This is a genomic window from Photobacterium sp. (assembly GCF_057456235.1).
On the sequence record NZ_JBVCPH010000012.1, the window covers coordinates 49,363 to 61,882 of the forward strand.

Here is a 12,520-nt window from a genome sequence, read left to right on the forward strand (position 1 = left end):
TGGATTACGAAAATTTAATGATGAAAAAGATCGATGCCGTCAAACATGAATTCAATCCGATAAGCCTGGTGGCCTGAGTACTCTCTTTTATGCCGGAGCAATTGCGACCCGCTTCATGTTTATGCCGCAAGATAAATATCTTTACATTCTTTCGTGGCTATCGACATCATCATTTACCCGCGGCTCTGGTGCGTTCAATCACTTCAGATCCAGGGAAGCAGAAAGAGAACGGTGATAGAAACAGAAACGCCCCAGAAGAGGGGGCGTTTTAATGGGGGCAGCTTAAATAGCAGGGGCCGGAAACATTACGGCCAGTATGGGATCAGTTCGACCCCCATCTGGCGAGTCTGATCCATGGCATGGAGTAATGACTCTTCTTGACGACTGAGCCATTTCTCAAGCTGTTTACGGTCGTCGTCGTCATACTGTTCGACCAGTGCCCGAACCGGCTCTAACTGACGCAAATCCTCGATGCCGCGTAACAAGTCTAACCACGGCATTCTGAAGGCTGCACGTTTTTCTTTATCATACAGTTCGGCAAAACAAGTGCCGCTCATCAGGTTGCGAAATAACCGCGGCTGCTGATCAAAATAATCAATCCGATTTAATGTTCGCTGAGAAGGGAAAACGTCAAGTAGTTCATCCCATGAACGCGACAGCACGGCATCAGCAAAAGGCTTAATACTGCCCGCTAATTTGATACGCGCTTTATCGTCAAGGAACGGCTGCCAGCCACGGCTTAAAATCCAGCGACTGAAATCGAGTAACAGACCACAGTAACGAGCCGATGTCAGCAGCCGCAAGATATCGTCCGCCTCGGGCAACTCATCAAGCCGTGTTTGCAACTGCTTCTGGAGTGACTTACGCATATTCAGCTTTTTCAGCACCTGGCCTTTCTCTGCTAATAGCTGCGTAATGCAGGCCGCTTCTTCCAGCCAATCCAGCTCACCTTCCAGCCAGTGCAGTTCTTGGCGCAACAACGCACTCGCCCGGCGAGGGATCAAACCACCAAATACCACCAGTGCCTGACGAATTAACGCTAATGCCTGGCTGATTTGGTGCAGCGCTTCTTGATCTTGGCACTCAACATAAATCTGTTCATGATAATGCCAATGGGCTAACGCATGCTCTAAGGTGTTGACGAAAACTGTCTCAACCGACTGCTGGGCGTTAACGGCGACAAAAGGCAACGCTTTCACCTCGTCACCGACATAACCTGCGGCCAGGCGGTAACCACGGGCAGCCTTGCTTAAATTGCCCAGCCGCATGCCCCCTTCCGCACATAACTCGCGTGCCAGCGTAAACAACGCGTCGGTTTGACCGGATTTCAGTTCTAATTCAACTTCACAGATAGAATCGGTTTTACCGTTCGTACTCACTTCCCCCTGATCAAAAGCCAATTCGATCTGGCTACCATCTGGCATGGCGATCAGCCATTGCTGACGTTCAAAGTCAGTAGAAAACAGAGGGCTGAGCTGTTGCTGCACGAGAGCAACATTAACGCTCTCAGGCCACGCATCGGCGGGATGCAAGAAGAGATCCGGATCGGTTCCATTGGTTTCAGCATTATATTCCGGACGTTGGTGCAACCCTGCAACCACCCGTCCCGCTGTCTTCAAGGTCTGAACAAAAACATCATCAAAGCGGCGGATCCGCAGTCCAATATCATGCTGGCGAAGAATTTGGTCTGGCGTATCAAAGTAGGTATTACCTAAAATTCGACTACTTTGCTGCAAAATTTTCGCATCGCTAATCACGCGTAGAAGCTGATCTGAAAATTCTGGTGAGACGAAAAACTTCAGTTCTATCTCGGTTTCCATAGTTGTCCCTATAAACAGTGGCAAACCAAGGATATTTCCTTATGTGCCTGGGGGCAAGTGAGAAATATCAACAAAACCTTGATCAAAAGAGGTTCCCCTCTCCGAACATATACGTTAACATGCGCGCCTCAATGACCATCGCTCAAGAATTAGCCATTTAAGGCACTCTCTAGGTTGATCGGCTATGCCAGTAAATACAATTATGGGGCTCTTTGCTAAATCCCCAATCAAACCACTGCAACGTCACGTTACTCGCGTAAATGAATGTTGCGATTTGCTCGTTCCGTTCTTCGAGGCATGTCATGCCGGAGACTGGGATAAAGCATCTCACTTACGTGAACAGATCTCGCAGCTTGAAAAAGATGCGGATGTGTTGAAGCGTGAGATCCGTCTGAAACTTCCTCGCGGTCTTTTCATGCCAGTCGATCGTACTGACATGCTAGGGCTTCTAACTCAACAGGATAAACTAGCTAATCTGTCCAAAGATATCGCAGGTCGAGTCTTAGGTCGTCAGCTACAAATCCCTGTCGCCATGTATCCTGATTTCGTCGCATACGTCCAACGTTGCCTTGACGCCGCTGACCAAGCTCGTCGAGTGATCAATGAACTGGACGAACTGCTAGAAACAGGTTTCAAAGGCAGAGAAGTAACGCTAGTTGCTGAAATGATTAATCAGCTTGATGTCATCGAAGATGATACTGACAGCATGCAGATTATTTTGCGTCAACAACTTATGTCCATCGAAGACCAATATAACCCGGTGGATGTAATGTTCCTGTATAAAATTCTCGAGTGGATTGGCGGTATCGCTGATCAGGCACAACGTGTCGGCTCGCGACTAGAAATAATGCTATCGCGCTCATAAGCACGAGAATTTAACAATAACAAGGTTTTACAATGGAAATCCTGGCTAACTACGGCACCATTCTTATTATGGTGGCGGCTATCTTTGGTCTTTTGATGGCGATTGGTATTGGTGCAAATGATGTTGCCAATGCTATGGGTACTTCAGTAGGTTCAAAAGCACTTACCGTTAAACAAGCAATCATCATTGCGATGGTCTTCGAATTCGCAGGTGCTTACCTTGCCGGTGGAGAAGTCACCGATACCATCCGTAAAGGTGTTATCGATATGTCATTCTATACAGCCCAACCAGAAGTTCTGGTTTACGGCATGATGTCTGCACTGCTTGCTGCCGGTACATGGCTACTGCTCGCTTCTTATATGGGCTGGCCAGTATCAACAACACACTCCATCATCGGTGCGATCATCGGTTTTGCGTGCGTGTCTGTCGGAACTGAGGCTGTTGACTGGAATTCAGTACAAGGTATCGTCGGTAGCTGGCTGATCACGCCATTGATCTCGGGCTTTTTTGCCTATGTGATTTTTAACAGCGCCCAGCGTCTGATCTTTGATACTGATAACCCCTTGATTAATGCCAAGCGTTTTGTCCCTATTTATATGTTTATCACTGCGATGGTCATTGCGTTGGTGACAATTAAAAAAGGTTTGAAACACGTTGGATTACATTTATCAAGCGGTGAAGCATGGGCTGCATCAATTGCGGTTTCTGCACTGGTGATGATGTTTGGCTATGCTTATATCAGTAAGAAATATACCGATGATGGCAGCTCTGTTGATAGCAACGGCTATGCTGGCGTAGAACGCGTATTCAGCCTGCTAATGGTTGTGACGGCGTGTGCGATGGCATTTGCTCATGGCTCTAACGACGTAGCGAATGCGATTGGCCCACTATCCGCGGTTGTATCCACGGTTCAGAATATGGGTCAAATTACCGCGAAAAGTGCCATTGCATGGTGGATACTGCCATTAGGCGGCATCGGCATCGTGATCGGTCTGGCAACAATGGGCCATAAAGTAATGGCAACCGTCGGTACTGGTATTACAGAGCTTACCCCGAGTCGAGGCTTTGCTGCTCAGCTAGCAACAGCATCAACGGTAGTATTGGCTTCTGGTACAGGTTTGCCTATCTCGACCACACAAACCCTAGTGGGTGGTGTGATCGGCGTTGCTTTTGCTCGTGGTATTGCAGCATTAAACTTAGGTGTCGTACGTAACATCGTCGCATCCTGGGTTGTAACGCTGCCAGCCGGTGCCCTGCTTGCAGTCATTTTCTTCTATGTAATGCAAGCTGTCTTTGGTTAAAAGTGGCTCAGGTTCAAAAGAGGGAGGCTTTGCCTCCCTTTTTCTTGCACCCAAGAGATAATCTTTTTAGTATCTGTGGCTCTTAAAGAATACAGGCTCCTCAAGGATCAAATTGTGAAGCATCTAATCAGCATTTTATTATTAGCTTTCGCTGTTGTGGCCGCACCCGTGAAAGCAGAGCAGGTTCGTTATATTTCAGACGATCTGTTCACCTATATGCACCGCGGCCCAGGCACCCAATTCCGTATCATGGGTAGTGTTGATGCCGGCACCAAAGTCGCGCTACTTAAAACCGATAAAGAAGCCGGTTTTAGTCAAATCACTGATGATCGCGGCCGTAGCGGCTGGGTAGATTCAAAGTTCATTTCCTCTCAGCTTGGACTGAAAGACCGTTTCCCAGCACTGGAAGCGGAACTGAAAAAAGTCAAAGCAGCACTTGCAGAAGCAACTAAATCAAGTGATGAGCAAAATGCCGGCCTTAAAAACTCACTGAAACTACGTAATACGCAGATCAGTGAACTGGAAGAGCAGAACATTAACCTCAATAATCAATTAACGTCATCTCAGGCTGAAATTCGCGAGCTACGTGCGAAGATCGATACTCAGAAAGACGACTTGCTGATGAAGTGGTTCACTTATGGCGGCATGGTAGCTGGCGTCGGTTTATTGCTGGGGCTGATTCTGCCACACCTGATCCCGCGTCGCCGCAAGCGTAATAACGGTTGGACATAATCTGACTTTATCGGATTAACGAGACAAAAATGGCAGCCATCTGGCTGCCATTTTTTATTCTGCTGCTTTTAGTGATTCGGCGATTCCGACCAATTACCACTCAGACAATGCAGGCATCACAATATGGTAAGACTCAAAATCAAACACCACCTGACGGGGCTCGATACGGCGTAATACCACCCCGGGTGCCAACTCATCTCCTTCATACGCTTCCCTGCCATTCACTTTCACCCAGCGGCTATTCGCTGTTGATGAATATATATGGGTTTGAAAGTCGAGTGTTGGTATTCGATTCTGCACCGCGGCAGGTAAGTCACCAATGGCGATTGCGGCCTGTGCGTTATTTACATTATCTGCGGCCGTGTTATTGACCGTTTCCATCTCTTCTTGCAACGGCTCACCATCTGTCGCGGCAATCGCTGATTGCAACTGCCGTGCTAACTCCGGTGACAGCTCAGAAAGATCGAGATCATCCAGCTCCCAGTTATTTGAACCGGTATTATTACTGGCTGTATCGCCCGCTAGACTGCTACTGCGCCCATTACGCCGGCCATCTGTGGCCGCTTCATTCTGATAAGAAGTATTATTCAATGTCACCGCATATGACATTGCCCCCACAGTTAACGGTTCGGTAACCAAATTTGGGTAAGGGAGAAATTCAACACCAGGGATCTTTCCGGCGATGTCCGGCACAGCTGCAGGTGATACAGCCGATACGGCACTGCGCTCTGCCGGGATCACCGATGCTAACGACGATGATTGAGTTTGTGTTGCAGGCGTCAGCCGGGTATAGCCAATCGCACCCGCCACGGGCAAAGCGACAATCAGTACTGGCAGTAACCAGACTGGCAAACGACGAGGCCGAGTGGCTCTGAGCGAGCTGACCATAGCAGCCCCAGAATGATGGCTTGCGGCCTGATGATGAACCGAATGGCTTTGTTCTGAGCGCTCAATCGCCTTAAGCAAATTCGACATTAACGTTTCTCCGGTTGCAGCGTAGGGCCCGGCAAGTTCAGCGCGGAATCAAGCACCATCAGGGTCATAGGCCCTGCTATACCATCAGCAGTAAGATCTTGTGAACGCTGAAAGCGACGCAGGTTCGCCAGCACCGATTGATCAAAATAATTCTGCTTATTTTGTATATTGCCAAGAAAAACATTGAGCTGCTGATTCAGCCACTCAACCCTTGGGCCGCGCTGGCCATAACGAATGCTGGTCTTGCTTCCCAAGGGCGGGCGCCACAGCAGAGTATAATCCCCCTGCCAGTGCCGTTCAAACCAGCGATGTTCAACCGCAATCCGCTCTCCGCCAAACAGCAGCTCAACGGTTTTACGGTTCAAGGCGTAGATCACGGCATAGAACTCTTGCTGCTGATTGTCACGCAGCGTCACCATGACTGGCCGGTTAATAATATTAAGCTGCTCTAACCGGGTCTTGCCCTGATGACAGGTTAGCTGGATACGCTGGCTGGCTGCACAATTCGCCTGGTTAATCGCCGTCTCATACCCCCAGAGCTGATACAGGGTCTGCATGGCCTGACGCTCATAGCGACTCTGGCTGATCGCTTGTTGCAACTTCTCAGCCTGTGTCGCGACAGGCTGAGGCTGCGCCTCTGACGGTATGACCTCAACAGGTGATGTGGTGAGAGCCGATGGCGCTTGCTGAACAGAACGCTGTTCACGGCTTTCCTGGGCAAGCGAAGCCGTCTGTTGAAAATGCCAATACAGCACCCCCGCAGATAATACGGCCCCCAAGGCAATGGCGCCGCCCCAGCGTACGATACCCGAACTTCCCCCTGCATATTGACTGCCGCCGTTCTGGTGAGTCGTCGGCAGCTGCCAGTTCAGTGTATCTTCACACGCTTTGGTTACCATGGCCTTAGTAACCTGATGAGAGGCATGCTGACAGGCCAGCTGCATTGATTTATCGCACACCAGGTTGATCAGGCGCGGGATCCCATTAGTCGCTTTGGCTATCTGGCGGATCAGTGCCGGCTCAAACACCGGATACAGGCAGTCAACTGCATGCAGGCGATAACGGACATATTCCCCCACTTCAGCGGCGGACAGTGGGATCAGGTGATAGCGGGAAGTTATGCGCTGAGCCAGCTGACGCAAGCGATCTTGCTGTAATAACTGGTGTAATTCAGGCTGACCAATCAGCACTACCTTTAGCAGCTTACGACTGTCGGTTTCTAAATTAGTCAGCAGGCGTAGCTGCTCTAGCACGTCGGGCATCAGGTGCTGGGCTTCATCAACCAGCAGCAGGGTTTGCTTTCCCTGGCTGTGGTTTGCTAATAAGTGCTGATAAATCTTGTCGGTTAAGACTTTAAAGCTGGCTTCTTGCGAATAACCCAGCCCCAGTTCATCACAAATCGCCGCCAGCAAATCATGTGCCGATAAGGCGGGGTTAAGAATTACCGCAACTTGTGTTTCCTGAGTCAGACGAGAAACCAATGCCCGCAGGACGGTCGTTTTTCCCGTGCCAACCTCCCCGGTCAACAAAGCGAACCCGCCGCCGTCTGACAGACCGGCCAGCATATGCGTTAATGCTTCACTGTGCCGTTCACTGAGATAGAGGAAGCGAGCGCTGGGTACAATTGAAAATGGTGTTTCAGTTATCCCGAAAAAATCCTTGTACATACCTTATACTCTTGTACCTGATCCACACAGATCAAATTACCTGCGATGACTATCATTGTATACCTTGATGCCGTATTGCAGCGACCAATGTCGAAAAAGGTAGTCATTCAAAAATGTTATAGTGATTCAATCAGCACGATAGGAGTAAAATTTGCAGACATATCTTGTTGGCGGTGCGGTACGCGACGCCCTGCTGGGGTTATCGGTCGAAGATAAAGACTGGGTCGTTGTCGGTGCCACCCCCGAGCAAATGCTGGCGCAGGGATATACCCAGGTTGGCAGTGACTTCCCGGTGTTTCTGCACCCCAAAACAAAGCAAGAATACGCCCTTGCCCGTACCGAACGGAAATCAGGTCACGGCTACACCGGATTTGTCTGCTATGCGGCACCCGATGTCACTCTGGAGCAGGATCTGCTACGCCGGGACCTGACTATCAATGCCATTGCTCAGGCCGACGACGGGACACTGGTTGACCCCTACCACGGCCAGCAGGATCTCAACAATAAAGTCTTGCGCCATGTCTCACCAGCATTCGCCGAAGATCCGCTGCGGGTACTGCGCGTGGCTCGCTTTGCCGCCCGCTTTGCCCATCTAGGTTTTACCGTGGCCGCAGAAACCATCGCCTTAATGCAGGAAATGGTCGTCACCGGTGAGTTAGCCGCCTTAACCCCCGAACGGGTTTGGAAAGAATGGGAGAAATCCCTCTCGACCCAGCACCCTGAAATTTTTTTAACCGTCTTGCGCCAGTGCGGCGCGCTGGGACTCGTGATGCCTGAAATTGATGCCTTGTTTGGCGTACCACAGCCCGAACAGTGGCACCCGGAAATTGACACCGGCCTTCACACATTGCTGGTAGCGCAACAGGCCGCGTTATTAAGCCAGGATAAGGCGGTCCGTTTTGCCGCCCAGGTACATGATCTCGGGAAAGCGTTAACTCCCCAGGAAGAGCTACCAAGCCATAAAATGCATTGCCATACCGGGTTAAAGGCAATAAAAACGTTATGCCAACGCTTGCGGATCCCCAATGATTATCGCGATACCGCACTGATGGTATGTGCTCAGCATACTAAAATTCACCTTGCCGATGAGATGCGCCCGGCGACCTTTATCAAAATATTGGATCAGATAGATGGCTGGCGAAAACCCGAACGGGTTAACCAGCTAGCACTATGCTGCAGGGCTGATGCGCGAGGCAGAACAGGTCATGAACAGGATGAATACCGCCAAGCTGACATCTTGGTGGCCGCGTTTACCGCCGCCCAAGGTGTTGCCGTCAAGCCGATTGTTGAGGCAGGCTTTAAAGGGAAAGAGATCAAAGAGCAGCTTGCGATTCGTCGTGCTGTTGCTGTTGAGGAAGCGCTGAAACCGCTGAGATTCAGACACTAACACTGCGTCTCCGTTTCCATCAAAACACAAAGCCCGGCAACGTCAGCCGGGCTTTGTTCTTTTCACAATCGGTATCAGCACCATTTTATACGGTGATTCAACGCCGCTATGACTGGATCAGCAAATATGCAATCAAGCCACCGCCCAAGAGCAGGCGGTAGATAACAAACGGCATCATCCCCAAACGGGTTACCAGCTTGAGGAACACATGGATACAGGCATAAGCGCTGATAAAAGAAACGGCTATGCCTATGTTTAACGCCCCAAAATCGACGGGTTCGCCGCTGGTCACCAGCTTCGTGCCAAGATAGCCACCAGCCAATAGAATAATCGGGATCGACATCAGGAACGAAAAGCGGGCTGCCGCTTCACGGGTAAACCCTAAATACAGCGCTGCCGTCATGGTCGCCCCTGAACGCGACGTGCCCGGGATCATTGCGGCCGCTTGTGAGAATCCGATAAACAGCGAGCGTTTCCAATCCGTCTGATATTCATCATCCTGCTGAGTTGCACGTTTATCTACCCACCATAGCAACAAGCCAAATACGATGGTCGTACAGGCAATAACCCAGGCTGAACGCAGATACAGCTCAATAATATCTTTCATGAACAAGCCAAAAATACAGGCCGGAATCGTTGCCAGTACAATCATCCAGGCCAACTTAGCTTCTGCGCTGCGATGGCCTTTGAAGATCGATCCAATCCAGGCTGATAGCAAGGCCACCACTTCTTTGCGGAAGTACAGGATCACCGCCGCCAACGTACCGACATGCACGGCGACATCAAAGGCTAACCCCTGATCGCTCCACCCTAATATCTCGGAAGGTAAGATCAGGTGGGCCGAGCTTGAAATAGGCAAAAATTCTGTCAGCCCCTGGATCAGGGCCAGCATAAAGGCTTCAAAATGACTCATTAATTATCCTCTGTTACTAATTCCACCGGCCACAAGGCTTGAGAATGTTCAAATGCCTGCCATAACTGCCCGATGGTACGACCATCACCCGGAATCACGCGATCAGGGCAAAGCTCCGCCATCGGCCATAAAACAAAGGCAAATTTATAAAGGTCTGAACGTGGAACGGCAGGGCCAGCCTCACGTAACTCCTCACCGAACAACAAGATATCCAGGTCTAACGTTCGACTTTGGTTTTTTTGCGCATTCGGCGACCGCCCGTATTGCAGCTCCAGCTGTTTAAGGGTCTGTTGCAGACTATCAAGTGTCAGCGACGTCTCTATTTCAACCACACAATTAAAAAAATTGGGGCCGGTAAAGCCCACGGGCTCGGCTTCGAAGATTCGAGACGCCCGGTAATGTGCACCCAGTTCTCTCAGCTCAGTCATTGCAGCCTGAATATGGTACTCACGCTCAATATTGGATCCCAGGCTGATGTACACTCTGGTCACTTGCTGCCTCTCTCGATCTGAACCCCGACACCACGGGCATTAACAACCGCGCCGGGTTTGGTGACCCGCACCTTCAGCCAAGGAACAGAAAACCGCTCCATAATCAGACTGGCGACTTCTTCCGCCACCCGCTCGACCAGTAAAAAACGGCCATTCTGAATATGGTCCGTCACCGCGGTACTGACCGCGGCGTAATCCAATGCATAGACCACATCATCACTGTTTGCCGCCGGGCGATTATCGTGCGCCATTTCCAAATCGAGCACGAGTTTCTGTTTTATTTCTTGTTCCCAGTCATACGCCCCGATAGTGGTGATAACTTCAAGATGTTCGATAAATACTAAATCCATGTTCAATCGCTAATTTTGTTAGAGGTCGGATACCTAATGTGAGCAAAAGCGCGTATTATCAGGTCGTAATCGTCAAAAATTATGACATTCATTCGTCAGGTCATTATATTGCATATCAACCTGGAGTGGCACTATACCACATGAGTGAATATCTGGGATGGAACCGGGTGATTATCATCACGATAACACCTGAATGATACGGCAGCGATGTTGTCGCTAGCCCGCTGGAATTTTGCATGACGCCATTAGTTCTTCTGATCATCATTGGAGCCTACCTGCTAGGCTCTATATCGAGCGCGGTCTTAATCACCCGGTTCTATGGGCTGCCCGACCCCCGCGATTCAGGGTCAGGCAATCCCGGGGCGACCAATGTCTTACGCCTGGGCGGCAAAAAAGTCGCAACCATGGTGCTGATCTGCGATATCTTGAAAGGTATGCTGCCGGTCTGGCTCAGTTACTACCTCAACATCAACCCATTCTTACTTGGCATTATCGGTATTGCCGCTTGTCTCGGCCATATCTATCCGATTTTCTTTCATTTCCGGGGCGGAAAAGGGGTTGCGACGGCTTTGGGGGCACTGGCACCAATCGGCTGGGATCTCAGTGGGATGTTGATTGGAACATGGTTGCTGGCGGTATTTATTACCGGCTACTCATCGCTTGCTTCACTGATCACCGCACTAGCCGCGCCGATGTTAACCTGGATGGTAAAACCGGAATACACCATGCCGGTCTCAATGCTCTCTTGCCTGATTGTACTCCGCCACCATGACAATGTACGTCGTCTGCTGGAAGGTAAAGAGACCAAAATCTGGCAAAAAATAAGCCGCAAAACCAAATCCGGATCGAATTGATTAATGCGGCCCTGTCTACTTGCTGCGATAACTTAGTTGTTCACCGGCTCCAGCTGATCAATCGGCCAGCGCGGGTAGGCTTTCACCGCAAGATCGGTGGTTTCCTGATTCTTCAGGCGCTGCATGCCAGCATAGGCAATCATTGCACCATTATCGGTACAGAACTCAGTACGCGGATAAAATACCTCACCCTGCATCTTCGTCATCAGCGCCTCTAATTCCTGACGCAAGTATTTATTCGCACTTACACCGCCAGCAATCACTAACCGTTTCAGGCCAGTTTGTTTTAACGCGCGCTTACATTTAATCGCCAGCGTATCAACAACCGCCTCCTGGAAGGCAAAGGCAATATCAGCACGGGTCTGCTCATCGTCCTCATTGGCACGAATGGTGTTGGCGGCAAATGTTTTCAACCCAGAAAAGCTAAAATCCAGCCCCGGACGATCGGTCATCGGTCGCGGAAATTTAAAGCGTCCCTGGGTGCCTTTTTCTGCCAGCTTTGATAACAACGGGCCGCCAGGATAGTCCAGCCCCATCAGTTTCGCGGTTTTATCAAAGGCTTCACCTGCGGCATCATCAACAGACTCACCCAGGATCTGGTAGTCACCAATGCCTTTGACTTCCACCAGCATGGTATGCCCACCAGAAACCAGCAGGGCCACAAATGGAAATTCAGGTGCATTATCTTCCAGCATCGGAGCCAGCAGATGCCCCTCCATGTGGTGTACCGCGACAGCGGGCAGATCCCATGCATATGCCAGGCTGCGACCGATGGTGGCACCCACTAGCAATGCCCCCACCAAGCCAGGCCCTGCAGTGTAGGCCACACCATCAAGATCGGCTGGTGTTAGCCCTGCATTTTTCAACGCCTCTTTGATCAGCGGAATGGTTTTTTTTACATGATCGCGCGACGCCAGTTCTGGCACCACGCCGCCATAATCAGCGTGAAGTTTTACCTGACTGTAAAGCTCATGTGACAGCAGACCTTTTTCATCATCGAAAATTGCAACGCCTGTTTCGTCACAGGAGGTTTCGATGCCCAGTATACGCATAACAACCTCTATACTATTAGAGTGCCAATCTGATTAAATATGTCGCCCTTTCAGAGCACTTAACACGTCAGATTGGTATTTAGGGGGAGTAATTGTGGGCCATGTTACCGCCC

At 50.2% G+C, this 12,520-nt stretch carries 12 protein-coding genes; 5 read left to right on the forward strand and 7 right to left on the reverse strand.

Translation table 11 applies throughout. The annotated features are described in order from the left end of the window. Window positions 1–305: 305 nt before the first annotated feature. Entirely contained in the window at window positions 306–1,820 is a 1,515-nt protein-coding gene (locus AC2204_RS13965) for a CYTH and CHAD domain-containing protein (protein ID WP_318926294.1), read from the reverse strand. A 184-nt stretch (window positions 1,821–2,004) separates the two neighbouring features. Between AC2204_RS13965 and AC2204_RS13970 the strand changes: the two genes are divergently transcribed. The 3 genes from AC2204_RS13970 (at window position 2,005) to AC2204_RS13980 (ending at window position 4,718) form a co-directional block, all read left to right on the forward strand. Beyond that, the gene (locus tag AC2204_RS13970) at window positions 2,005–2,685 is read left to right on the forward strand and encodes a TIGR00153 family protein (RefSeq protein WP_318926295.1); all 681 of its coding nucleotides are present in this window, start codon (window positions 2,005–2,007) and stop codon (window positions 2,683–2,685) included. Window positions 2,686–2,717: 32 nt separating this feature from the next. Further along, window positions 2,718–3,986, forward strand: coding sequence for an inorganic phosphate transporter (locus AC2204_RS13975; RefSeq protein WP_318926296.1), 1,269 nt, complete (start codon window positions 2,718–2,720; stop codon window positions 3,984–3,986). Between the two features lie 114 nt (window positions 3,987–4,100). Beyond that, on the forward strand, window positions 4,101–4,718 hold the full coding sequence (locus tag AC2204_RS13980) for a TIGR04211 family SH3 domain-containing protein (protein WP_318926297.1): 618 nt from the start codon (window positions 4,101–4,103) through the stop codon (window positions 4,716–4,718). A 93-nt stretch (window positions 4,719–4,811) separates the two neighbouring features. Here the strand turns inward: AC2204_RS13980 and AC2204_RS13985 are convergent, their stop codons facing one another. Continuing rightward, window positions 4,812–5,693: a general secretion pathway protein GspB gene (locus tag AC2204_RS13985; protein WP_318926298.1), complete on the reverse strand. Its 882-nt coding sequence runs from the start codon at window positions 5,691–5,693 to the stop codon at window positions 4,812–4,814. After that, window positions 5,693–7,360: an ExeA family protein gene (locus AC2204_RS13990; RefSeq protein ID WP_318926299.1), complete on the reverse strand. Its 1,668-nt coding sequence runs from the start codon at window positions 7,358–7,360 to the stop codon at window positions 5,693–5,695. The genes AC2204_RS13985 and AC2204_RS13990 overlap by 1 nt, the downstream gene beginning before the upstream one ends. Before the next feature lie 151 nt (window positions 7,361–7,511). On the opposite strand from AC2204_RS13990, the gene AC2204_RS13995 reads away from it, so the two are divergent. Further along, the gene (locus tag AC2204_RS13995) at window positions 7,512–8,747 is read left to right on the forward strand and encodes a multifunctional CCA addition/repair protein (protein ID WP_318926300.1); all 1,236 of its coding nucleotides are present in this window, start codon (window positions 7,512–7,514) and stop codon (window positions 8,745–8,747) included. A 106-nt stretch (window positions 8,748–8,853) separates the two neighbouring features. On the opposite strand, the gene AC2204_RS14000 is transcribed toward AC2204_RS13995, so the two are convergent. The 3 genes from AC2204_RS14000 to folB are packed head-to-tail and all read right to left on the reverse strand — an operon-like array spanning window position 8,854 to window position 10,501. Further along, on the reverse strand, window positions 8,854–9,660 hold the full coding sequence (locus AC2204_RS14000) for an undecaprenyl-diphosphate phosphatase (RefSeq protein ID WP_318926301.1): 807 nt from the start codon (window positions 9,658–9,660) through the stop codon (window positions 8,854–8,856). Further along, window positions 9,660–10,151: a 2-amino-4-hydroxy-6-hydroxymethyldihydropteridine diphosphokinase gene (folK, locus tag AC2204_RS14005; protein ID WP_318926302.1), complete on the reverse strand. Its 492-nt coding sequence runs from the start codon at window positions 10,149–10,151 to the stop codon at window positions 9,660–9,662. The genes AC2204_RS14000 and folK overlap by 1 nt, the downstream gene beginning before the upstream one ends. Further along, window positions 10,148–10,501 carry a dihydroneopterin aldolase gene (gene folB, locus AC2204_RS14010; RefSeq protein WP_318926303.1) on the reverse strand — a complete coding sequence of 118 codons (354 nt, stop codon included), beginning with the start codon at window positions 10,499–10,501 and terminating at the stop codon, window positions 10,148–10,150. Before folB ends, folK begins: the two co-directional genes overlap by 4 nt. Before the next feature lie 236 nt (window positions 10,502–10,737). On the opposite strand from folB, the gene plsY reads away from it, so the two are divergent. Next, entirely contained in the window at window positions 10,738–11,355 is a 618-nt protein-coding gene (gene plsY, locus AC2204_RS14015; RefSeq protein ID WP_318926304.1) for a glycerol-3-phosphate 1-O-acyltransferase PlsY, read from the forward strand. A gap of 32 nt (window positions 11,356–11,387) precedes the next feature. Here plsY and tsaD read toward each other — a convergent pair whose 3' ends face one another. Beyond that, window positions 11,388–12,407 carry a tRNA (adenosine(37)-N6)-threonylcarbamoyltransferase complex transferase subunit TsaD gene (tsaD, locus tag AC2204_RS14020; protein ID WP_318926305.1) on the reverse strand — a complete coding sequence of 340 codons (1,020 nt, stop codon included), beginning with the start codon at window positions 12,405–12,407 and terminating at the stop codon, window positions 11,388–11,390. Window positions 12,408–12,520: the final 113 nt, after the last annotated feature.